Here is a 22,063-nt window from a genome sequence, read left to right as displayed (position 1 = left end):
GGAATGCCACTAGGCATAGCCCCCGCCCCCGAGTTCTTCGGCAGCTCTATACAGGCAAAAACAAAGAAGCCCGCCCCAACGTCCGTTAGGACAAGGCTGGCTTCTTCGTTTCGTTTTTAACGCGGCCGGTTCTACAAATCAGAAGCTCTCCGCCCGGCGAATCTGATACACGCACTTAGTCCCGCCTTTGGCCAAACATTCGGTGCGTTCGACCGGCGTTCCGAGCAGTTCCTGGAACAAGGCAAGCTCACATTGACAGGCCTGCTGGTATTGGTCCGCAACCTGGGCGATCGGGCAGTTATGTTCATTCAGAATATAATCCCCGTTCTCCCCCTGCTCCAGACTTACCATATAGCCGTTGTCGTTCTGAATCCGGGCCAGTTCGGCGACCTTCTCCGGGAAAGACTTGCCTTCCATCCGGGAGCCGTAACGCTCCGAAAGCTTGTCTTTACGCCTTTGAAAAAGCCGCGTCAGCTTCCCTTCGCCTTCTTCCGCAACCAGCTCCTCCAGAAGATCCAGAGTCAGCGCATTGTATTTCTTGGGAAATAAATCATCCGCTTCTTTCGTGAGCGAATACATATGCAAAGGCCTGCCCATTGCCTGGCGTGCCAGCTTTGATTCGATAAAACCATCTCGATCCAGCGTGTTTAAATGGCGTCTGACGGCCATCTCCGTAATCCCAAGCTCCTTGGCAAGTTCCCCTACACTGAGAGGGCCCCGGGTCCTGAGCAGAGATAACACGATTTTGCGGGTCGACAGCTCTGCGTCGCGATACATGAGAATCACCTGCCTGATGCCTAGATAGTCTCATTGTATCGTAACCTTTGGCATAAGTAAATTATGAAACATAAAAGTATAAAAACACCGGGATGCATCTCTCCCCGAGTGTCAGATCATTTCTTTTTCGATAAAAGCTTCCACCGAACGGGTGAAATCCGGGAGAATGGCGGGCAGTTCTTTCAGCAGAGGGTGAACCCCTTCTCTGGAAAACGTATCGTACTCCTGTACGAGAGGCCTGCGAAGTTTCACCAGCGACAGCAAGGCCGCTGTCGTTTCCTCCGAAAACACTTTTTCCGTTCCCAAAATGTCGATAATGTCCTCATAGCTGCTCGCGTCTCTCATCAGAAAGCCGTCAATGATCAGGCTCCCCACGTCCGTGACGGTTTCGATCGCCAGATGAAGAACACGCTCCTGGGCCAGGTACGTGATCAGGCGCTTGTCCCCGTTTGAGAATGCCTGCTCCAGCTCGCTGCAGCCTGTCAGCAGTTCGGGTACGAAAGCGAGTCTTTGCTTGATTTGATCCACATTAACATAATACATGGCGGTTATTTCCGCCTCCTTTTCTTGCTCCATTTCGACCAGACCAGCATAATCACGAACATAATCACGACGATTATGACCAGAAGTACGCTCTGCATCAAGTATTCCATGCTGAGCTTGGACTTCCCGCTATCTCCGGCGGCCGCTGCAATGTACATTAGATCCATCTGCGTTCCAGTACCTTTCTTGTCGGCTTGCGCCGCTTTCTTCTCTCAACTAAGTGTAGCCAACCCCCGGCGCCGCCGTCAAGCGAAGCCGCGGGCTTCAGGGCAACAACTTTCGCAAGCGTTTGACGCCGACCGTCACTTAAACCGGGCGAGGATCGCCCAACGGCGTTGTTTACGCCTGCTGTATTTAGGCAGAGATTTGTATACGTCGACGGATTCCCTGAAAGCTTCCTTCGCTTGTTCGGTACGGCCGAGCTTGCGGTAAAGCAGCCCCAGCCGATAATAAGCTTCCACCGAAGAAGATTGTTCGTCGCGGAAACGTTCCAGCATGTCCACGGCTTGCCGGGGTTCGCTTTCCGCGAGGGCTTCGCCCATTTGCAGATAGGGATCGCCGTATTTGACGCGGGGGTTAAGCTCCAGCGCTTTTGTCATGTAAGCAAGGCCTTCTTGCAGCTGATCCGTTTTCAGCAGACACAGGCCGATTTCGTAGGAAACATCCGCCGATTCGGACATGACCGGCTCCACCTCGCGCAAATAGACAAGCGCCTCGCGGTATTTCCGTTTGTCGATCAGCAGACGCGCCAGTTCCAGCTTCGAGGAAGCGTGGTGCGGATTCGCGCGCAGCTCCTGCCTCAGCTGCGAGATGCGCCGGTTTCTTTTCAAGGGCCGCAGCAGACTGGGTGAAAGACCGATAAAACGGCGGTCGATGACATACAAAAGAACGAGCAGAATGATCAATGCGAGCAGAGGACTCCGGGTAATATAGAGCAAGAGCGAGAACAGAAAAAATTTCCCAAGCAAACCTATCTCTCCTTCCGACCTTTTCTTTCCGCAACTTATCGTACCATAATTTCCAAAAAACCTCATGAAATTGTTTGTGTGACATTGTTGTGACAGCCGTCTGCGGAGGCCGGGACATTTTTTCCTGAAGGAGGTATGTGCTTCCGGCCCCTTTTTAGTATAATTAGACTCAGCATTCTCACGCAGAAAGGATTTCGGTCTGAATATGAATGAACAACAAGCGCGTAAATGGAGTGTTATGCGGCGCAAAGGTCCGGGTATGTACGTCATGCTCAACTTCGCACTCCCGGTTGGACTTGTCCTGACCGCTCTCGTCTCGCTTCTGGAATACTCGCTGACCGGCGAACTGATCGGGATCTGGCTGCCCATCCGGCTTATCGTGTTCTGCTTTATCGGGTTCTTCATCGGCATGTTCCGCTGGCAGACGGTGGACAAGAGGTATCAGCAGGTTGCGCCTAAGTACGGATTGCCCGTTCAAGTGGAAAAAGGGACTAAGTAATCTCCGGCCAAGGGGTTCCTTTTCCCTCGGAGTGTCGGAATTAAAAAGATCGCTTCTTCGTCCTCCGGACGGAAAAGCGATCTTTTTTTACGGGACGGGGTTCTGGGAGAGGCCGGGAGTCGGGCATCATGCGGCATCCGTATGTGAATGACCGCCGACATGCGGGGCCATACCGCGCTCGGGAACTGCGCAGTGTGAAAAGGAGTTGTGCAGCTGCACAACTCCTGAACGGCTCAAGCTGCTCGGGCTCGGGCCCGGAATGAGGCGCGTGAGCTTGTCCAATCCCCTCGGCCTCAGGTTTGTCCAAACGCCGCAGCCTCGGGTTCCGCACGTCTCTATTACCTTGAGGGGAGTCAACCGAGATGTTTAAAAGGTCCCTTCCTCGAGTTCACGCTTGACGTCGCCGTGCTCCAGCAGCCTCGCTTCCAGCTGGTCTTTTTGCAGCTCGTAAATGTTGGTCGAGCTGGAAAGCAGCTCGGCGGTAATGTCCTCGTACGCGTCATGCAAGTTGTTGTTGTACCAATCCAGCGCCAGATCGGCGTCGTTGCGATAAACCGGACCCAGCTTGAAGGACGCTTCCCCGGCGCTGCCTGAGGATAATGCCCCATGAGGCTTTTCGAACTTGGCCAGCAGCGGCTTGTCAAAGCCCTCTACCGCAAATTCGACATCGGCTACTTGGGCGTCTTTGTGATTTGTAATGCGGGTTACTTTGGCGTGCTTGATGTAGGTATCCATAGCTCTCTCCTGTCTTTGGCATCGTATCCTTTAGCAGGTAGTATGCCCGGAGGAGCGTATTTTATCGGCTGCGAACGTTCCCGCCCCGGATGAGCCGGATGCCCGCGAAAACGACCATGACCAGCAGCACGCCCACGCTGTCCATTCCTACGTCAATGGCGTGTCCTGTCCGTCCCGGAACGAAGCTCTGGTGCCATTCGTCGGATGCGGCATACAATACGGCCAGAAAACCGCCGGCCAGCCATGCGGTCCAGAAAGGCCTTTTCATCGCCAGCAGCGTGCGGATCCAGAGAAAAGCGAGCAGCGCGAACTCCGATACGTGGCCAGCTTTACGGATGATGAATTCGGCGAAATCATACGGCTTTTTGTACGTCACCAGCCCGCCGTCGTAAGTAAATTCCACTTGGGGAATCCACTGCCGGAGCACATCCTCCTGAACCAGTTCCCGGAAAAAAGGCCGCATATCCTGCTCCTGGTACGTCTCGGCGGATTTTGCGAAAATAAATATCATCCACACCAGCGTCGCGGCCAGCCACCAGCCATACGTGCGTAAACGGGGCTTCATGTCTCTGTGCCAGCCTCCTTGCAGGAACTGTCTGAATTTGTCCCCAACTGCGAGCAGTCGGACAATCAGGTATCCCCGTATTCTTCTTCGTATGTTTTTTTGCGTTTTTTGGCTCCTTCGCCCGATGTCTTTCTTTGGATACTCACCAGAGCAAAAAAGTCGATAATGATGACATTGAAGTAGCCCAGCAGGAAAAACGCGTTATGAAACAGCACACTGTAGGCGTCATCCGTAATACGGGCCCACCAGAGGCAGACCAAAACCGTCATCACCGTATTGAAAAGAGTCGAAATTCCAAAGGAAAGCCATAGTTTACGGGTGCGCCGCATCAGGACGATTCCCATGACCAGCGTGATTCCGAATACCAGAATCGTAAACACCCAGTAGAGCGTATTATTCGACAATAGAACCACTCCTGCCAAAAATTACGTTCCGGCGGAACGCATACTGACCTAAGGGTAGCATGAAAACGCAGCCGCTTACAACAAAGATCCCCGGGTGAATACGTCAAAAAAAGTACTTTTTCGGGTGTCTTGGGCCGGAATGAGACTTGTCTTGCTTTGAGCCCCAGATCTATGTATAATACAAATCACGGGTATGATACGGGGCCTTAGCTCAGCTGGGAGAGCGCATCGCTGGCAGCGATGAGGTCAGGGGTTCGATCCCCCTAGGCTCCATATAAGACAAAAAAGCACTCTTCGGAGTGCTTTTTTGTTTTTTGAGCCAGCGGGGCCGAACCCCAAGGGGTTCAGTCCGCGCGCACGGAACGAGTGAGTACGTTTCGTAGCTTTACTTCGTGGAGGAGCACGGCGTCCGAATCTTCCGCTAGAATGCTGCGCCGAGTTAGCATCGTCAGCCGTTTAGATCAAGATTTGGACATCCCCCTAGGCTCCATATAAGACAAAAAAGCACTCTTCGGAGTGCTTTTTTGTTGTTTAAGCCAGCGGGGCCGAACCCCGAGGGGTTCAGTCCGCGCGCACGGAACGAGTGAGTACGCTTCGTAGCTTTGCTTCCGTGGAGGAGCACGGCGTCCGAATCTTCCGCTAGAATGCTGCGCCGAGTTAGCTTCGTCAGCCGTTTAGATCAAGATTTGGTCATCCCCTGGTGGATAGCCGAGTGCTTGCGAGGCATATCCCCCTAGGCTCCACCTTGACATTGGATCAATCCTGCGAGCAGTGGAGAGTCCGTAGCTAGTATAGTACACTTGAATATGATATTAAAATAGAATGATTAACATGGGGAAAGGATACAGTATGAGAAGCTATCTTATTTTTGGGGCGAGTAAGGGTCTAGGAGATGCATTTGTGAAAGGTTTGCCTGAACATGGTGATCAAGTATGGATTGTCTCCAGAAGCAGGCCGGGCAGTCTGGATCTTAATGATGGCATAAAGCGGATATGGATTGCTGCAGATCTGGCGCAGCCGGATGCCGCGCAAGTCATATCAAAGGGCATTCAAACGGAGAAGATCGATGTTCTAGTTTATAACGTAGGAATTTGGGAGAAAGAAGGGTTTGAGGTTCAATATACTTTTGACAAAGATGAGGCGAGTGACATTGCCAACATTATAAATGTGAATATAACTTCAACAATTACCTGCATACAGGCTGCACTGCCTAATCTTCGCAAATCAGAAGCGGGTAAAATTATTCTAATTGGCTCCACAGCAGGACTGGACCATACGAATAACAACCAGGTATCATTTGTAGCTTCCAAGTTCGGTCTGCGTGGCATTACTCATGCACTGCGAGAGCATGTTCGTAAGGATGGTATTGCGGTCACTTGTGTGAATCCGGGCGAGTTGGCAGCAGAAATTCCTTATGAGGATGGTGCGGACAAAGCGATTGCTGAATATAGCGGCACAAGAATTCCTGTACAGGATATTGTCTCAATTGTAAAATGCGTCGTCAACCTCTCTAGGGTTTCCTGTGTTAAAGAAATTCATATTCCAGCAATGACGGATTTGAATGCATAATACTGCACCAGAGTTACTTCCGTGCAGGAGTATGGCGTCTGAATCTACCTCTAGAATGCTGCGCCGAGTTTAGCTGCGCCTGCTGTTTAATCAAAGATTCGGACATCCCCCCTAGGCTCCATATAAGACAAAAAGCACTCTCTGGAGTGCTTTTTATTGTTTGATCCAGCGGGTCTCAGCCCGCTCTATTGTACCGATTTTAACGATTCAACCTCGGCTTCAGAGAGACCGCTAGCTTGAGCGATGACTGAAACCTGAAGCCCCAAGGCAAGCATATTTTTTGCAATTTGGATGGCCTTCTTTTGCTCTCCTTCGGCTATTCCTTTAGCTATACCTTGGGCCATGCCCTTAGCCATGCCCTTTTCCGTCGCCCATTCAATCATGGAAGCTTCATCGTGTAAATACTTTTGCCGTTCTTCATATAATCGGCGGGCTTCCCGGTCCTGGCTCAGAAATTCCAACGTATCCATGGCTTTTTTCAAAGTCGGTTCATTCATTTTCAGCACCTCCCAATTAGTTTTGTCCACACCCTTCAAGAACAACAGCCAGTTGATCAGACCGCCTTCAACCGGAGCAGCCTTCTCTAGGCACTCCGTAGAGCGCTTTGGTGATCAAAACTAGGGAACGTTCGAAGAACTTGCTTCCTTTTCGGGAAATCGCTCCCTTTAACCCGGCTTACCCCGCGTTCCCGGCCGTCTCCCTCACCATCAACAACCCCTCCGCGTAATCCGGATCTTCCAAAAGAGGGCGACCGATCGCGATAACGTCCGCCAATCCGTCCTCAAGGATGCGGTCGGCAAGACTCCGGGTATAAATCTTTCCGACGGCAATGACCGGAATTTCGAAGTGCTGCTTGATCGCGGCCGCATGAGGCAGTTGATACGCGGTGTATACGTCGCTGGGCTGCACCGGGAGAATCCCGCCCGAAGACACATGGATAGCGTCCAGTTCGGACTCCAGCGGCTTTAACATGCGTGCCCATTCTTCAGGGATGAGTCCCCCTTCGCTGTAGTCTGTGGCCGAAATCCGAACGATGACCGGATAGTCTCTGCCGACCTCTCCCCTGACCGCACTGAGAACCTCCTTCAAAAACCTCGCTCTGTTCTCGGAACTTCCTCCATAAGCATCGGTCCGCACATTCGACAGAGGCGATAAAAACTGGTGAATCAAAAACCCGTGCGCCGCGTGAAGCTCAATTCCGTCAAATCCCGCTTCTACACTGCGCCTTGCCGCCATACGGTACTCCCGGATGATGTTATGGATGCCCTCTGCCGACAGTTCTTGCGGCATGCCGTATTGATCGTCGAATGCAATCGCACTCGGCGCAACCAATGTAGCCGTAACCTCCGGCGAAGATTTTCTTCCCCCGTGGGACAATTGGATAAAGACCGGGGTATCGTGCGCATGGACAGCATCCGTCACTTTCCGCAGCGCCTCCACGTGCCGGTCCGTATAGATACCGATATCGTTTGCCCACAGTCTTCCATTCGAAGAAACTGCCGTCGATTCCAAAATGATAAGTCCCACATGCTTCGCTCTGCGCCCGTAATGCTCGATGTGGTGTCCGGCTGCAAAGGCTTCGGGGGTTCCTTTATACTGCTGCAGCGGCGCCATGATCAGCCGGTTTTTTAACGTGATTCCGCCGATAGTTATCGGGTCATTCAAGGTCCTTGTCATCCTTCATTCTCCTTCGCGATTGATTAATGACATTTTATAATGAAATACACCCGGATCACATAGTATTATTAAGGAATAAAAGTTTGAATAACTAAATTATGAAGTCATATGATTTCTATTCCCTTTAATAATGAGGTGTTTGCAATTATGGACAGAATCGACTCGAAAATTTTATCTTTGATGCACGAAAACGCCCGGATCCCCATCTCCGAGATGAGCCGGATGATCGCGATGTCACAGCCGGCCGTAACCGAAAGACTGCGTAAATTAGAAGAGCGGGGAGTTATTACGGGCTACCGCGCAAAGCTTTCTCCCCCGAAGCTCGGCAAGCAGACCACGGCGTTTGTTTTGTTCAAAACGACCGATTGCAAAGGCTTCGCCGCTTTCAGCGAAAAGTCACCTGAGATCGTCGATCTCTACCGGATCAGCGGGGAGTACAACTTTTTAATGAAAGTGTTAAGCGCAACGACGGAATCGTTGACCGGTTTTCTCGATGAATGCAACGCGTTCGGATTTTCAACGACTTTAATTGTGCTTTCGACCGCATTTGAGGATAAAAGTCTAGTAAAGAGCGACCTGTGATGCTGCGCTAAACGCCAGAAAAGAGGAAGGATTGCCTTCACACGGGCAAAATTTTTTTATAGCTGTTTTCGGCATTGCAGCGACGCCCCTGTTCCTTTATAATGGTCGCGTAAGAGGAGGTCGGTACAAATGGCAAATCAATTTGCCGGTACAAGAAGCGGCTCATGCGAAGCCTGATTATGGGGCGATACTTTGCATGGGCGGACGGTTCACGATAACATAGTCGCCCGAAACAGCTGATATCGTTTCTAATAATGGGCTTTGCACTTATTTTTTTAGCTTGAATAAAAAATAAGGGGCTGAAAGCCATGATACAACCATTTATTAGAAACCATCAATATAATGTCATTAAAAAGCAGAGTCTTCTGCTTCAGAAAACCTACGAAACCGTTTCCGACCCGAAAGTCGTGGAATCGGTAAAATCCAGCGCTCCATTCAAACTGCTTGAAGCATTCCCGGAGGCAGACGACCTTCAAAAACCACTGCTGGAGAAGATTTCAGGATTGCGTACCGCGGAAGAATCCAAGCATTATCCGGAATCGCTGGAATCTTACTTGGCGCCGTTCCCGGCACTGACGGGAAAGCAGCTCGCCAAACTTTTTCCGAAGAATAAGAAACTGAAGATTCCCGACCTGTCCGAAATCGACTACCGCTATGTCACTTATCTGGGCTGGACCGACATCGCGGCGAATAAATTGTTTCTCGTCTACCCGTTGAACGGGAAACTGATCGGCATCGAAGGACGTTATACACCGGCGAACAAAGGCGTTTGCTTTCTGTGCAACAAGCACGAAGAAGTCGCGCTGTTTACCGCGGTCACGAAATCAAGACCGGCCAAGGCATCATCCGATTACTATAAGGCGATCGGGAACTACCTGTGTGTGGACAGTATCGTCTGCAACCGGAACATCACGAATGTCACTACCCTCGACAAATTCGTCCGTGAGGTAGTTGGATATACTGAATCTTAACCTAGTCCTCCTGTCCATCTTGATCGTCTTGTTCTTAAACGTCCTGAAGGAAGCGTAAGGACACGCAAGAAGGAATAAACATCCGGAGCCCGCCCTGTTGGCGGGCTCTTGGCGTTTGGGAAGGAAAAACGGTCCGAAGCCCGCGGAATGCTTGCCAATATGGCGTTTCTTTCGCAGGAACGCCATCGCTACCCGGATAAGTAAGAAAGTTAAGTCTCTCTCCTCTTTTATTGAGAATCATTTTCAATTATACTATTGGAAAGCTGTGCCTCAGAGGAGACCCGTCATGAAATTCAATGAACAAGTTGCCATATGGAATCAAACCGCCGTTAAAATTTTCGATATCAGACACACGGTTATGAATCCGGGAGAACGGCTGGAGGATTACCGCCTGCCTGCAAGCGCATATATATACGGAACCCGGGGGGCCGCGAATCTTCAGTTGGATGGCGTCGTTCACCGGACACGGCAATATTATTTGCTTCACGGTGCCAAAGGAATGAATTTGGAGATCGAAGCAAAGGAAGAATTTGAATTTTACCTGCTTTTCTACAAAGCTAAGCTAGCGTTCACAAACTGGAGGAAATTAAGGGATTGGCTGGAGCAAAGGAGCCCGTTCGAAATCCAGTACGGATTCGAGCCTGACGAACCGCGTACCCTGTTCATTTTAATGTCGTCGATGAAGCGGACATTGAAAAGTTCCGGCAGCCTTGGAAATTTACAAATTAAAGGAATGTTTTATCAGTTTGTTCATGAAGTCATGCAGCATAGGATTGCGGCCGAGTCCGACAGCGGTCAGAAAGATCTTGTGTCCATGGTAACTCAGTACCTTCATACTCACTACCATGAGGTAATTTCTCTAGATCTCCTTGCCCGTCAGTACAAATACAGTCCCCGCTATCTGTCCATGAAATTCAAACAACAAACCGGAACGAGTCCGATCGAGTATTTGATTCAATACCGCATTAACGAAGCCAGGAAGCTGCTCTCGGAGACAGATGAGACTTTGGGGGTAATTGCGGAACACGTAGGGTATTCAGACGAGTACTACTTCAGCCGGCTGTTCAAGAAATACACGGGTCTATCTCCCTCTCGTTATCAGGCACAGGCACGGGCACGGGAAAACCTTGCACCGCAAGATAATCCATCGGCCATTTCCAGATCGTCCATTGGCCTGCTCAACTTACGCCGCTATAGTGATAATGATAATCATTACCACTATAGCGACGGAGGCTTCCTTACTATGAAAAGGATTAAAAAATCATCATTGATCCTCGGAACACTGATCAGCTTGACATTACTGCTTAGCGCTTGCTCGGGAGGGGTAAACCCGGCATCCAATTCCTCTGCATCAACGACGAATGTATCGGCATCCCCTTCCCCTTATCCCGATAAGATAAGTACGGAGACTCGCATCGTTTCAACGGTTAAAGGAGATGTAGTCGTTCCGGCGGAGCCCAAACGTGTGGTTGTTTTGTACATGTTGGGCGATGTCGTTGCCCTCGGGGTCAATCCGGTCGGCATATCCGAAATATATGACGGGGCCGCTTTTTCAGAGCAATTAAAGGGTGTACAATCGCTGGGCCACTGGGACGAAGCCAACCCCGAAGCCGTGTTGTCCCTCGAACCGGATCTGATTATCGTCTCCTCTGAAAATAGCTACAAAAAATTAAAGGATATCGCCCCAACCGTTTTCATCCCTGCAGACCAGATAACAACAGAGGCACGGATACAAAAGCTCGGGGAAATTTTCGGCAAAAAGAAAGAAGCCGATCAGTTTATGGAGGCGTTTAACGACAAGGTTAAGGCAAGCAGGGAGAAACTTCAGGCAGCCGGAATTCTGGATAAGACTGTATCCATCGTAGAGGGCGAGAGAAAAGGGATGATGGTTATTGAAAGCAAGCATTATGGGCGCGGTTCTCAAATTGTCTACGATTATTTGGGGATGAAAGCTCCGGAGATCATCCAGAAGAAAATCGATCTTGCCAAAGACGTGGAAAGCGAAACGGTCTCTCTGGAAGTGATTCCTCAATATATCGGAGATTTCGTGCTGCGCAGCACCTGGGAAGGAATGGACAATCTTATGGATCATCCGGTCTGGAACAGAATTCCCGCCGTTAAGGCCGGCCGTATAATCGAAGCGCCGTTCGGCTTGTTTTATTACACCGACCTTTACTCGCTGAGCGCTCAACTGGATTATGTCACGAACAGCCTGCTGAACAATGCTTCAAAATTTTGATCCACCCCTGGACCCCAAGTTACGGCTTCTGGTGTCCCCGTCCATTACGGGAAAAAACGCCACGCCGCGCTGCAAGCGGATCAAGACTGTAAGCTAGCCGCGCTCCAGATTCTCCACATAATCTTTGGCTTCCTTCAATCCGATCCCGTGTGCCGCTCTCACTATTTTGATCGCTTTGATTTTTTCGCCTTGTGCAAGCAAGTGATGCACTCTTTCGTCAAGGAGAGGCCTCTGCTCGGAAGCGGGCTTATCGGATCGGGCGGCCGTCGACGGCTTTAACCGGTTTATCATCTGGCCTTCCGCCCGTCCTTTCAGCCACTCCAGATCGGATTGGATGGCGTTGACCCGGCTTTGAAGGCTGAATACTTTAATCAGCAGCAGCAGAGCGAGAATCAAAGCCCCGACCGCTATCATTTCAATCGTTTCCATGGAATCGTGCTCCTTTCGCCAGGGGCGGTTTTGGATCACCTGCCCATATATATGTAAAGTATACCATATCACCTCAGGGGATCTCACAGCATCTTTCGGCTTTCGGCATTCCTCCTGACCGGTCCCTTCCTTGTTGACGCGGCTTCAATGCTTTACAATGGAAACAAAAAAGACCTAAAGGGGAATTTGAAGATGGTCCAAGTGGACATGCCTTCCATCCTGCTGCTCGGTTTGGCCCTTCTCGGGCTGCTCAGCAGCAATTCGACCGTTACGATTGCCATGCTTGTTCTCCTGCTCTTGCGGGTGATGAATGTACATCAAGCCTTTCCCTTTTTGGAAAAATACGGACTTACGATCGGCGTCGTCATTTTGACCATCGGGGTCATGACGCCGATTGCCAGCGGCAAGATGCCCGTCCAGACCATTTTCCAGTCCTTTATGCACTGGAAATCGCTTTTGGCCGTGCTGATCGGCATCACCGTTGCTTACCTGGGCGGCCGGGGCGCCCTACTCATGACGAACCAGCCGAATGTGGTAGCCGGACTGCTTATCGGCACCGTGCTCGGTGTTGCCCTGTTCCGCGGCGTTCCCGTCGGCCCTCTGATTGCGGCCGGTCTGCTCTCTCTTCTCATCGGCAAAGGCTGAGACAAAACCGTCGAACCGCCGGCTCCAAACGCAAAAAACTGCCCTCTTAGAAAGGGGCAGTTTTTTGCGTTTATATGGGAACACCGCAAGGAGTAAGTTTATACTCGCGATGGGGTTTTCGCAAACTGAGCGGCTGTTTCCGCAGCTCTTGTTTTGGCGCCTTTCACAAGCTCTTCCGCTTTGTCCGGGTAAGCCGCGATGCCTTCCACATAGACATGCTCGTAGTCCGTGATACCTATGAACGCCATAATTCCGCGCAGATATTTGTCGGTAAATTCAAAGTCCGCCGCCGGCCCTTCGGAATAAATGCCTCCGCGCGCCTGGATGTGAACGACTTTTTTGCCGGTCATGAGCCCTTCGGATCCGTTTGCGGTATAACGGAACGTTTTTCCCGCAATCGCGATGTTGTCGATGTAAGCTTTCAGCATCGGCGGGTAGCTCAGGTTCCACATCGGAGTGACGAATACGTAGCCGTCGGCCGACAAAAACTGCTCCAGCACTTCATTCATCCGGTTGATGGCAGCCGCTTCCGTTTCGTTCAGCGCTTCACCGGCACGCAGCTTATCCCAGCCGTTCAGAACATCGGCGTCAATAAGGGGAATATGCTCTTCGTACACATCTACGCGTTCCACTTGAAGATCTGGATTTTCTTTCGACACCGCCTCCAGAAAATGCTCCCCGACCTGAAGACCGAAAGAACGGTCCACCCCTCTTGGATTCGCAGTGATATATAATAATTTGTTCATTTTGATTTCCTCCTAGTCAGATTTCGAATATTTATATCAGCTAACTTGCATTCAATTACTTACTTTATGTAAGTATATTATCACGGTTACTTTCTTTTGTAAAGCTGCTATATAAAAATTTTTCGTAATCCGATGCACACCAAAAAACCGCCGGAATCCGGCGGATCTTAGGCTCCGAAAAGGTTCTACTCCGGCATCACCCAAATGATTTGGGCCGTCCGGATAAAAAATTTCTTTCCGTCCTCCTGAACCACGACATGATCCGGTTTCACGTCCGTCAGAACACCCCGGTTGCTGCCGCGGACCGTTTCTACCACGACGCCTCTGCCGACAATCGTTCTGAGCGTCAGATACACATAAGGATCGATGCTGAAAAAAGGCTGCGGCACCGCGACCGGTACGCCTCCGCCTCCGTAAGGGAAGCCCGCCTCAAGGGCGCCGTAGCCCCCCGGCTCCGCTCCTCCGCCGACCGATCCGAAGCCTCCTTGAGGGAAAGGCGCGAAGCCTCCGCCACCCGGTTGAAAACCGGGAGGGAAGCCCCCCTGTCCGGACCAGCCGTCGGCTGAGCCGAAGCTCCCCGGATAAGCTCCCGGCGGCGGAAAAGCGCCGGTCAGCCCTCCCGCCGGCTGACCCTGATTGCCCGGGGGTTGATTGACCCCGCCGCCGAACGGAGACCCCGGCAGCTGCGCCTGCCCCTGTGTCACTTTCGTGTAATCGGGAACTTCGGGTTTCCCGAACCCCCACGGGACTCCCTGCCCGTTTCCTTGCGTACTCGACATATCGTCGCCTCCTTTGGCCGTTCCACCCTGAAACATATGGCGGCGGATGCGAAGATATGCCTGTTGTCTTCCGACTGTTTTCGTCGGCTGCGCGGCATATGCCTGTATTCGGGCCTTTTCCCCCGGCTATACGGCAAAAAGGCTTTCCTCTTTTAAAGAAGAAAGCCCTGCAAGCTTGTCCCGGCCTCTAACCGTCCGGTTTCAATGCGCTCAAATTAGTTTTGCCTAAAATTTGCTCCAGTTCCTTCAGGAACATGTTGATATCTTTAAACTGCCTGTACACCGACGCAAAGCGGATATAGGCCACTTCGTCGACCGGGTAAAGCTGCTCCATCACGATTTCTCCGATCCTCATGCTGTCCACTTCCGCGTGAGCCATGTTGCGGACCTGCATTTCAACCTCGGAGACAATTTGCTCCAGCCGGTCCACGGACACCGGACGTTTCTCGCAGGCTCGGATTAACCCGCGCAAAATCTTGTCGCGGTTAAATTCCTCGCGACTGCCGTCCTTTTTGATGACGATAAGAGGCGTTTCCTCCACCATCTCGAACGTCGTAAACCGCCGCTGGCACTTCTCGCATTCTCTGCGCCGGCGGATCGATTTGTTGTCGTTAGCCGAACGGGAGTCCAGTACTTTCGTGCCGTTGTGCTCGCAAAACGGGCATTTCATCGGGGATTCCTCCTCTCGTCCGTTCTTTATTTTTTCTCCCAAATGTTGCTTGTTATCAAGCTTACAAAAACGCACATAATAGTTCTACCGACGACAAGGAGGTGAACAGAAATGGGTGCAGGACAATCTCGCAGCAGCAACGTACTGGTTGTTCCACAAGCTAACCAAGCTTTGGATCAGCTGAAATATGAAGTTGCCCAAGAGCTTGGTATTGCGATTCCTCAAGACGGTTACTACGGTAACATGGCTACTCGCGACACGGGTGCTATCGGGGGTCACATTACTCGCAGACTGGTGCAAATCGCCGAACAACAACTGGCCGGTCAAGGCCAATCCCGCTAACTTCTAGCGGAAACCAAGCAACACACGGAAGTATCGGATCCGGCGGCTACACCCGCCGGGTTCGGTGCTTCTTTATTTGCTTCCCGCACTTTGATTCCATTCCTCGCCGTACAGCTTCTTGAATTTCTGCTGATAATACAGCACCCTCTGTACATAATGCCGGGTTTCGCCGAACGGGATCTTCTTGATGGTTTCTTCCGTCCCGTCCCAGACGCCGTTGTTTTTCCATTTGCTGACGTTTCCCTGACCCGCGTTATACGCGGCTATGGAATAAAGCCAGTTTCCCTTGTACTGCTTGTTCAGCCAAGCCAAGTACCAGGAGCCAAGCTGGATATTATGTTTCGGATCGCGGAAATCGGCCGATTTCGTATTGGACGTTTCCCGAATCCATTCCGCTGTATCGGGCATGAGCTGCATAATGCCGACGGCCCCTTTTTTGGATTCCCGGTCGTGGTTGAAATTCGTCTCCACTTTGATAATAGCCGCAATCAGAAACGGATCGACCTGGTACTGTGCGGCATTCTGCCGGATTTCTTCACGATAGTGAATGGGATAGATCATCTGCCCGATAAAAAGTCCGTTGCTGAACAGAAGAAACACAAATCCGAGCAGCAGCAGGGCGAATACCCGCTTTTTCCGCAGAAGCTTCATTACAGCCCCCTTTGAAGCCAGAACCGCTCGACAAGCTGCTCCGTCTGCTCCAGGGTCCCCGAATTGTCGATACAACTATCCGCGAGCTCTTTTTTACGTTCAATGGGCCACTGGGCCGCAAGCCGGAATTCTGCCTGCTCGGCGTTTAGCCCGTCCCGCTCCATCAGTCTCCTCAGCTGAACTTCTCTCGGCACATAAACGACCATGACGGACGAAAACATGCTTTGAAGTCCCGATTCATAGAGCAAAGGCACGTCCACCACGACAAGCTTGTCCGGAAATTCACGCTCCGCGGCGGCCATTCTTTCTTTCATGAGAGCACGGATGGACGGATGCAAAAGATCTTCGAGCGCTTTGCGGGCCTCTTCGTTCCCGAAAACCGTCTCGCCCAGTCTTTTACGGTGGAGCGAGCCATCCGGCAGCAGCATATCTTGTCCGAAATGCGCGGCGACCTGAGCCAGAACGGGGCTCCCCGGCTCTACCACTTCGCGCGCGATCCGGTCGGCGTCTATAAGAATCGCACCGCGGCGGACAAGCATGGCCGAGACCGTGCTTTTGCCGCAGGCGATACCTCCCGTGAGTCCTATATTCATTTCACTCGACTCCCACGTCAATCACATTTTTTAAGGAATAACAGCTAAAACAGCTTGGAAATGCCCATCAGGATCAGGACGACTCCCGGCAGCACCGATACTTTACGAATCCAGCCGAACCCGGAATACGTATAGCCGATTTTCAGGCCGAAGTAAATAAACAGCCCGCTCGTTACCGCGATTACCGCCGATGTCAGCAGCGGGGTGTACCCGATCAAAGCGGCGCCGATGCCCGCGCCGAAAGCGTCAAGGGACAGCGCGATTCCGAGCAGCGTCGCTTCCGAAGAAGAAATATTGCCGGACCGGTCCACGTCGGCTGCGGAAGGCGTACGCAAAATCTGGATCACGAGTCCGAGCCGCTTGATCTCGATCGAAAACATCCTCGGCTCGCGCTCCGGCTCTGCCCTTGTGGCTTCAGGACGGCGGGCCGCAACCGGATTCGTCTGGAAAACAGCTTTCAGACGGGCCGTTCCGGCCGGTACCGCCGATGCATTCGCCGTCTGTGTACGTTCCTTTTCATCACCGTCGCCGTCATTGCCCTGCTTCTGTGCCAGAAACTGAACCAGCGCCCAGATTCCGATGCCGATCAGAATGACCGCACCGAGCATACCGGCATAGTCCGGGGATAAATACCGCGTCAACCACACTCCAAAACTCATCGAAATGTAAATGATGATTCCCGAGCACAGGGAAATGATCGCCAGGGACGGAAGCGGGATACGGATTTTACGCAAGCCGTACATCATCCCTACCCCGAAGCCGTCCAAACTGACGGCCAGAGCCAGAATCAACAGAGAAAAAAATGGAAGCACGCCTCATTCCTCCTACCTGCATTTTCTACTCACTTATCATATGGAAGGGTAGGAGGAGTTGTGCTAAAGCTTATTTTTCGGCGCGCTGCGCTTTCTTTTGAGAGGCTGGCATGTCAGGCAGAAATGCGTGCCCCGGCCGCCGACGACGGTTTTCTCGATCAAGCTGCCGCAGTTAACGCAGGGTTTGCCGTTCCGTCCGTAAATGTTCAGGGAATGCTGGAAATTTCCGGATTCGCCTTGGCCGTTTACGTACGATTTAATGGAAGAGCCCCCGGCCTCGACCGAGCTTTGGAGGGTATGCACAATCGCTTCGTGAAGTCTCTGAAGCTCAAGGCGGGTCAGCGAAGCCGCCTCCCTCTCGGGATGAATTCCCGCCCGAAAAAGCGCCTCGTCTACATAAATATTACCGAGTCCGACGATGTATGCTTGATTGAGCAGCAGCGGCTTGATCTTCGTGCTCCGCTTGCCGATGGCCTGCCGGAAGGCTTCGAACGTAAAAGACTCGTCCAGCGGCTCGATGCCCAGCTTATGAAGCGGCTTGCTGCTCAGATCTTCCTCTCCGGCGAAAAGATGCATCGTGCCGAACTGCCGCACATCGCGGTATCTCAGTTCCGTTCCGTCCGTAAAGCGGAAAATCACATGCGTGTGAGGTTCCACCTCGTCCGAAGCTTCGTAGAGGCCGTAGCGGCCTTCCATACGAAGATGGGAGACTAACACGCCGTCATCGAGCAGGAAACGCAGAAACTTACCTCTGCGGCTCACGCCCTGTATCGTCTGGCCTTCCAGAAGATCGGCGAATAGCTCCGGCTCTTCGGGTTTTTGAATAATCCGTTTCAGGCGGACTTCCACTTCTTGAATCGTCTTGCCGACGACCAGTCGGCTGAGCGTCCGTCTGACGGTTTCCACCTCCGGTAATTCCGGCATGGCGCTTCACCTCGGTTCATGCTGTGTTTTCGTAATCTCCCTATTTCGCTTCGTACCAGTTGGATCCGTAATCCACCTCGGCGAGCAGAGGCACGTCCAGCGCAAGCGCGCCTTCCATGACCTCGGGCACGATGCGGCGCATCGTTTCAAGCTCGTCGGGCGGAACTTCGAAAATCAGTTCATCATGTACTTGAAGAAGCATCCGGCTTTTCAGGCCTTCCGCTTTAAGACGCTCGTCCATTTGCACCATGGCCAGCTTGATGATATCGGCCGCGGTTCCCTGAATCGGCGTATTCATCGCCGTTCTTTCCGCGAAAGAACGGAGGTTAAAGTTAGAAGCGGTAATCTCCGGCAAATACCGGCGCCGCTGCAGCAGTGTCGTGACGTAGCCCTGTTCGCGGGCCAGTTTCACTATGTCATCCATATACTGGCGGACACCCTGGAAAACGGCGAAATACTGCTCGATAAACTGGCTTGCTTCCTTACGGGAAATGGCCAGGTTCTGGGAGAGCCCGTAATCGCTTATCCCGTATACGATGCCGAAGTTAACGGCCTTCGCCGAGCGGCGCATATTCGCGTCCACTTCGGATTCGGCTACGCCGAATACATCCATGGCCGTTTTCGTGTGAATATCCATATTATTCGTAAAAGCTTCCTTAAGATTCTCGTCACCGGAAATGTGAGCGAGCACCCGAAGCTCGATCTGCGAGTAGTCCGCGGCCAGAATGGACCATCCCGGCTCCGAAGGCACGAACACCTTACGGATTTTACGCCCTTCCTCCAGCCGGATCGGAATGTTCTGCAAGTTCGGATACTGGCTGCTGAGGCGGCCCGTGGCCGCGATCGTCTGCCTGTAGTACGTATGAACCTTGCCTGTTTCCTTCCGCACCTCTTTCAGCAGTCCTTCCACATACGTGGACTGGAGCTTGGCGAGCTGCCGGTAATGGAGAATGCCCTGCACGATTTCATGGTAAGGGGCCAGCTTTTCCAGCACCTCGGCATCCGTAGAGTAGCCTGTCTTCGTTTTCTTCTGGACGGGAAGCTGAAGCTTCTCGAACAGCACTTCTCCCAGCTGTTTCGGAGAGTTGATATTGAATTCCATTCCGGCGTGGCGGTAAATCTCCGTCATCGTCCGTTCGATCTGCACGGCGAGTTCATCGCCCAGCTGCCTCAGCCCGGCCGTATCGACCTTGATGCCGCGCAGCTCCATATCCGCGAGCACACCCGAGAGCGGAAGCTCCAGCTCGTAGTAGAGCTGCTTCATATCCGCCTGCTCCAGCTTCTCGCGCAGCGAGACGTCCAGGCGGGAGATGCGGTCGGCCTTGCGGACGAGATGCTCCGCGACGGCCTCGGTCTCCGGCAGGCGGAACTTCGCGCCTTTGCCGAAGACCGCTTCATCCGGTGCTACATGAAGCGCGCCGTACTTATCCGCGATGCCGCTGAGCGTAAGCGACGACTCCGTCGGATCGAGCAGATACGCCGCGAGCATGACGTCGAACGCCACGCCGGCCAGCGTGATGCCGTTCCAGGCGAGCACCAGCTCCGCGCGGTGGCGGTCCCACGTGCTCTTCGGAGCACGCTCGTCCGCCAGCCAGGCGTGAAGCGCTTCCGCTCCGGGAGCGGTCAGCACGCCCGCGGGCACGTAGTAGCCCGCTTCCGGCGTGTGGAAAGCCGCCCCGACCAGCTCGGCCGTGTGGGCATTGTCCCCCACGGCCTCCACGTGCAGCGCGCTTACGTCTTTCAGCGCGCCGGTCAGGTCCGTGATGTTGTCCGCGTCGATCAGGCGGACAACCAGCTCTTCCGCGGGGCCGGGCTCCGCCCCTTCGGGGGAGTCCGTTCCCCCCGCGCCGGAGAAGTCCAGCCTCTCGAGCAGCGACTTGAACTCCAGCTTGCGGAACATGGCCGCAAGCTCAGGCGTTTCGAAGCCGGAGAAGGCGAGGCTGCTCCAGTCCGTATCCATCGGCACTTCGCGGTAAATGGTCGCGATTTCCTTGCTCATCCGCGCGGAATCCGCATGGTCGCGGACCTTTTCCTTCATCTTGCCTTTCATCTCGTCCGCATGCTCCAGCACGGACTCGACGGAACCGTACTCGTGCAGCAGTTTCAGGGCCGTTTTCTCGCCTACTCCGGGAATGCCCGGAATATTGTCGGAAGAGTCGCCCATCAGACCCTTGAGGTCGATAATCTGGGCCGGAACGAGGCCGTACTTCGCTTGGATCTCGGCCGGATCGTAACGGTCCACTTCACTGATGCCTTTGCGGGTCAGGGCAACCGTCACACGGTCCGATACGAGCTGCAGCATATCCTTGTCGCCGGTAACGACCAGCACGTCCTTGCCTTCCTGCTCCGCCGATTTGGTCAGCGTGCCGATGATATCGTCCGCTTCATAGCCTTCCAGCTCGAACTGGCGGATGCCGAAAGCGCTCATCAGCTCTTTAATAAGTGGAAACTGCTCGGACAGCTCCGGCGGGGTTTTGGCTCGTCCGCCTTTGTATTCCGTGTAATCTTTATGTCGGAACGTCACTTTGCCCGCGTCGAAAGCCACGAGAAAATGAGTCGGTTTTTCTTCTTCAATCAGTCTGAGGAGCATGGTCGTGAATCCGTAAACGGCGTTCGTATGAAGACCGGCGGAATTGCTCAGCAGAGGCAGCGCGTAAAAGGCGCGGCTCGCAATACTATTTCCATCAATAACGATCAATTTTTCCATCTTACACCCCGAATTTTGGACATATACGTTCATGATAGCACAGGCTGGACGAATATGAAAAAGTTTCAGCCCGGTAATTTTTGAGCCTATCCTCCCGGGCTTGCGGTGATGTTCTCCGCTTTCCGCACATAGACTGATAGTACGATGCAAAGCCGGCGCGTCCGGTGTTTTCAGCTGGATTTCGTCCGGCGAGGGAAGGAGGACCGAGATGAGTCCCTTTTTTTTTCCGGCTCCCAAGAAATTGGTTTTTTTCGATATGAACAATACATTGGTCGACCGCAGACAGTGCTTCGATTCGGCATTCACGGAGGTACTGGGAGACTACACCGGAAGATGGGAACAGGAAGACGGGGCGGCTTCCCCCGAAGATGCGCTTCAGATTTATAAGCAGGAGTGGCAAAAACTGCGGAAGCTGCGCCCCCGGGGCCACCGTCCCAGCGAAGAAATGCGGATAGCCTGCCTGGAAAAGGCGCTGGACGCTTTTCCCATATCGGTGAACGAAACGTTTGCCAAAGGCTTTTTCGAACAAATTGAAGAAACGGAAGGAAACTACGTCCGGCTTTTTCCCGGCGTCGAAGAAACGCTGGCGTCTCTGGGCGAGCGCTACAAGCTGGCGGTCATCAGCAACGGCAGCCGCAAAAGGCTGGAGAGGGACATCGGGCGGCTCCGGCTGTCCTCCTTTTTCCCCGAGGAACTGCTCTTCAGCTCCACGAAAGACGGGCCGCGCAAGCCGCATCCGGGTTTGTACCGGACCGCCCTGAAAGAAACCGGCATAGCTCCGGGCCAAGGCGTCATGGTCGGCAACTCGTGGAAAAACGACATCATCGGCTCCACCCGCTGCGGTCTGGATGCCGTCTGGATTTACCCGCCCCATGTGAAAAAAATTTCCCAGCGGAAAGTCGGCCGCCAGAAAGTCGTTATCGTGCGGTCCGTCAAGCAGCTGGTGCATGTGCTTTAGCCGAGGCTTATTATGCCCGGCCCTCGACTATCGGCAGGAAAAATTTCATAAAAATCATGCGCACAGCCGCCCCGAGGGGCGGTTTCTTAATTGGCCTTGCAAGCGCGGATGACGTTTGCGTACGCGTCCGGACAAGGGAAGATCTTGCGGGTTAAGGAGCTTGCTTCTGCTTTTGATCTTGTGTTGCTTCGCCTGTTCGTCTGTATTCCTATCACAAAGAAACAGCCTGCCGGGAAGTTCCCGACAAGCTGTTTTCCGGTCACGCTTCTTTGTAGCGC

General features: G+C 52.8%; 25 protein-coding genes, 1 tRNA gene and 1 pseudogene. 9 read left to right on the top strand and 18 right to left on the bottom strand.

Annotated elements, in window-relative coordinates; translation table 11 throughout:
* Positions 1-138: 138 nt before the first annotated feature.
* The 4 genes from HMPREF1207_RS20460 to HMPREF1207_RS20450 all read right to left on the bottom strand — a co-directional run bounded on the left by HMPREF1207_RS20460 (position 139) and on the right by HMPREF1207_RS20450 (position 2,288).
* Positions 139-777 carry a helix-turn-helix transcriptional regulator gene (locus HMPREF1207_RS20460; protein ID WP_009671457.1) on the bottom strand — a complete coding sequence of 213 codons (639 nt, stop codon included), beginning with the start codon at positions 775-777 and terminating at the stop codon, positions 139-141.
* Positions 778-888: 111 nt separating this feature from the next.
* Complete coding sequence (locus tag HMPREF1207_RS20455; protein WP_009671461.1) at positions 889-1,320, bottom strand: DUF86 domain-containing protein; 432 nt, start codon at positions 1,318-1,320, stop codon at positions 889-891.
* 5 nt (positions 1,321-1,325) lie between these two features.
* A complete protein-coding gene (locus HMPREF1207_RS29380; protein ID WP_009671483.1) occupies positions 1,326-1,478 on the bottom strand; it encodes a hypothetical protein in 153 nt (50 codons plus the stop codon).
* Between the two features lie 144 nt (positions 1,479-1,622).
* Positions 1,623-2,288, bottom strand: a complete 666-nt coding sequence (locus tag HMPREF1207_RS20450; protein WP_009671460.1) for a tetratricopeptide repeat protein — start codon at positions 2,286-2,288, stop codon at positions 1,623-1,625.
* Positions 2,289-2,493: 205 nt separating this feature from the next.
* Between HMPREF1207_RS20450 and HMPREF1207_RS20445 the strand changes: the two genes are divergently transcribed.
* Complete coding sequence (locus tag HMPREF1207_RS20445; protein WP_009671468.1) at positions 2,494-2,787, top strand: hypothetical protein; 294 nt, start codon at positions 2,494-2,496, stop codon at positions 2,785-2,787.
* A 366-nt stretch (positions 2,788-3,153) separates the two neighbouring features.
* On the opposite strand, the gene HMPREF1207_RS20440 is transcribed toward HMPREF1207_RS20445, so the two are convergent.
* From HMPREF1207_RS20440 to HMPREF1207_RS20430, 3 genes are all read right to left on the bottom strand, one after another.
* The gene (locus HMPREF1207_RS20440) at positions 3,154-3,522 is read right to left on the bottom strand and encodes a hypothetical protein (protein WP_009671474.1); all 369 of its coding nucleotides are present in this window, start codon (positions 3,520-3,522) and stop codon (positions 3,154-3,156) included.
* A gap of 61 nt (positions 3,523-3,583) precedes the next feature.
* Complete coding sequence (locus tag HMPREF1207_RS20435) at positions 3,584-4,087, bottom strand: VanZ family protein (protein ID WP_009671477.1); 504 nt, start codon at positions 4,085-4,087, stop codon at positions 3,584-3,586.
* Positions 4,088-4,152: 65 nt separating this feature from the next.
* Entirely contained in the window at positions 4,153-4,500 is a 348-nt protein-coding gene (locus tag HMPREF1207_RS20430) for a hypothetical protein (protein ID WP_231392164.1), read from the bottom strand.
* Between the two features lie 191 nt (positions 4,501-4,691).
* Between HMPREF1207_RS20430 and HMPREF1207_RS20425 the strand changes: the two genes are divergently transcribed.
* Positions 4,692-4,764, top strand: a tRNA-Ala gene (locus tag HMPREF1207_RS20425).
* Between the two features lie 576 nt (positions 4,765-5,340).
* On the top strand, positions 5,341-6,060 hold the full coding sequence (locus HMPREF1207_RS20420; RefSeq protein ID WP_016423945.1) for an SDR family NAD(P)-dependent oxidoreductase: 720 nt from the start codon (positions 5,341-5,343) through the stop codon (positions 6,058-6,060).
* A 185-nt stretch (positions 6,061-6,245) separates the two neighbouring features.
* Here HMPREF1207_RS20420 and HMPREF1207_RS20415 read toward each other — a convergent pair.
* Together HMPREF1207_RS20415 and HMPREF1207_RS20410 are read right to left on the bottom strand one after the other, a co-directional pair.
* Positions 6,246-6,644: pseudogene (locus HMPREF1207_RS20415) on the bottom strand (Rpn family recombination-promoting nuclease/putative transposase); the annotation flags it as partial.
* A gap of 91 nt (positions 6,645-6,735) precedes the next feature.
* On the bottom strand, positions 6,736-7,737 hold the full coding sequence (locus tag HMPREF1207_RS20410) for an oxidoreductase (RefSeq protein WP_009671458.1): 1,002 nt from the start codon (positions 7,735-7,737) through the stop codon (positions 6,736-6,738).
* A gap of 147 nt (positions 7,738-7,884) precedes the next feature.
* Here HMPREF1207_RS20410 and HMPREF1207_RS20405 point away from each other — a divergent pair, with 147 nt between their 5' ends.
* The 3 genes from HMPREF1207_RS20405 (at position 7,885) to HMPREF1207_RS20395 (ending at position 11,529) form a co-directional block, all read left to right on the top strand.
* The gene (locus HMPREF1207_RS20405; RefSeq protein ID WP_009671469.1) at positions 7,885-8,319 is read left to right on the top strand and encodes an Lrp/AsnC family transcriptional regulator; all 435 of its coding nucleotides are present in this window, start codon (positions 7,885-7,887) and stop codon (positions 8,317-8,319) included.
* 308 nt (positions 8,320-8,627) lie between these two features.
* Positions 8,628-9,290, top strand: coding sequence for a FusB/FusC family EF-G-binding protein (locus HMPREF1207_RS20400; protein ID WP_009671473.1), 663 nt, complete (start codon positions 8,628-8,630; stop codon positions 9,288-9,290).
* A gap of 286 nt (positions 9,291-9,576) precedes the next feature.
* Positions 9,577-11,529 (top strand): AraC family transcriptional regulator, encoded by a 1,953-nt coding sequence (locus HMPREF1207_RS20395; protein ID WP_009671471.1) that lies wholly within the window; start codon positions 9,577-9,579, stop codon positions 11,527-11,529.
* A 93-nt stretch (positions 11,530-11,622) separates the two neighbouring features.
* Here HMPREF1207_RS20395 and HMPREF1207_RS20390 read toward each other — a convergent pair whose 3' ends face one another.
* Positions 11,623-11,958: a ribosomal protein L7/L12 gene (locus HMPREF1207_RS20390; protein ID WP_009671482.1), complete on the bottom strand. Its 336-nt coding sequence runs from the start codon at positions 11,956-11,958 to the stop codon at positions 11,623-11,625.
* Between the two features lie 192 nt (positions 11,959-12,150).
* Here HMPREF1207_RS20390 and HMPREF1207_RS20385 point away from each other — a divergent pair, with 192 nt between their 5' ends.
* Positions 12,151-12,603, top strand: coding sequence for a DUF441 domain-containing protein (locus tag HMPREF1207_RS20385; RefSeq protein WP_009671456.1), 453 nt, complete (start codon positions 12,151-12,153; stop codon positions 12,601-12,603).
* A 98-nt stretch (positions 12,604-12,701) separates the two neighbouring features.
* On the opposite strand, the gene HMPREF1207_RS20380 is transcribed toward HMPREF1207_RS20385, so the two are convergent.
* The 3 genes from HMPREF1207_RS20380 to nrdR all read right to left on the bottom strand — a co-directional run bounded on the left by HMPREF1207_RS20380 (position 12,702) and on the right by nrdR (position 14,798).
* Positions 12,702-13,349: an FMN-dependent NADH-azoreductase gene (locus HMPREF1207_RS20380; RefSeq protein ID WP_009671455.1), complete on the bottom strand. Its 648-nt coding sequence runs from the start codon at positions 13,347-13,349 to the stop codon at positions 12,702-12,704.
* 185 nt (positions 13,350-13,534) lie between these two features.
* A complete protein-coding gene (locus tag HMPREF1207_RS20375; RefSeq protein WP_009671465.1) occupies positions 13,535-14,128 on the bottom strand; it encodes a YuzF family protein in 594 nt (197 codons plus the stop codon).
* Positions 14,129-14,315: 187 nt separating this feature from the next.
* On the bottom strand, positions 14,316-14,798 hold the full coding sequence (gene nrdR, locus HMPREF1207_RS20370; protein ID WP_009671464.1) for a transcriptional regulator NrdR: 483 nt from the start codon (positions 14,796-14,798) through the stop codon (positions 14,316-14,318).
* Between the two features lie 111 nt (positions 14,799-14,909).
* On the opposite strand from nrdR, the gene HMPREF1207_RS20365 reads away from it, so the two are divergent.
* Positions 14,910-15,140: an alpha/beta-type small acid-soluble spore protein gene (locus HMPREF1207_RS20365; protein ID WP_009671472.1), complete on the top strand. Its 231-nt coding sequence runs from the start codon at positions 14,910-14,912 to the stop codon at positions 15,138-15,140.
* A 72-nt stretch (positions 15,141-15,212) separates the two neighbouring features.
* Here HMPREF1207_RS20365 and HMPREF1207_RS20360 read toward each other — a convergent pair whose 3' ends face one another.
* The 5 genes from HMPREF1207_RS20360 to polA all read right to left on the bottom strand — a co-directional run bounded on the left by HMPREF1207_RS20360 (position 15,213) and on the right by polA (position 20,827).
* Complete coding sequence (locus HMPREF1207_RS20360; RefSeq protein WP_009671476.1) at positions 15,213-15,791, bottom strand: lytic transglycosylase domain-containing protein; 579 nt, start codon at positions 15,789-15,791, stop codon at positions 15,213-15,215.
* Positions 15,791-16,384, bottom strand: coding sequence for a dephospho-CoA kinase (gene coaE / locus HMPREF1207_RS20355; protein WP_009671475.1), 594 nt, complete (start codon positions 16,382-16,384; stop codon positions 15,791-15,793). The genes HMPREF1207_RS20360 and coaE overlap by 1 nt, the downstream gene beginning before the upstream one ends.
* Positions 16,385-16,428: 44 nt before the next feature.
* Entirely contained in the window at positions 16,429-17,196 is a 768-nt protein-coding gene (locus HMPREF1207_RS20350; protein ID WP_009671481.1) for an MntP/YtaF family protein, read from the bottom strand.
* A gap of 63 nt (positions 17,197-17,259) precedes the next feature.
* On the bottom strand, positions 17,260-18,120 hold the full coding sequence (gene mutM / locus HMPREF1207_RS20345; RefSeq protein WP_009671479.1) for a DNA-formamidopyrimidine glycosylase: 861 nt from the start codon (positions 18,118-18,120) through the stop codon (positions 17,260-17,262).
* Positions 18,121-18,160: 40 nt separating this feature from the next.
* A complete protein-coding gene (gene polA / locus HMPREF1207_RS20340) occupies positions 18,161-20,827 on the bottom strand; it encodes a DNA polymerase I (RefSeq protein WP_016423943.1) in 2,667 nt (888 codons plus the stop codon).
* Between the two features lie 208 nt (positions 20,828-21,035).
* Between polA and HMPREF1207_RS20335 the strand changes: the two genes are divergently transcribed.
* Positions 21,036-21,785 carry an HAD family hydrolase gene (locus HMPREF1207_RS20335; protein ID WP_009671364.1) on the top strand — a complete coding sequence of 250 codons (750 nt, stop codon included), beginning with the start codon at positions 21,036-21,038 and terminating at the stop codon, positions 21,783-21,785.
* Positions 21,786-22,063 lie beyond the last annotated feature (278 nt).

Source organism: Paenibacillus sp. HGH0039, assembly GCF_000411255.1.
GTDB lineage: Bacteria > Bacillota > Bacilli > Paenibacillales > NBRC-103111 > Paenibacillus_F.
This window is presented reverse-complemented; position numbering and strand designations above follow the sequence as displayed.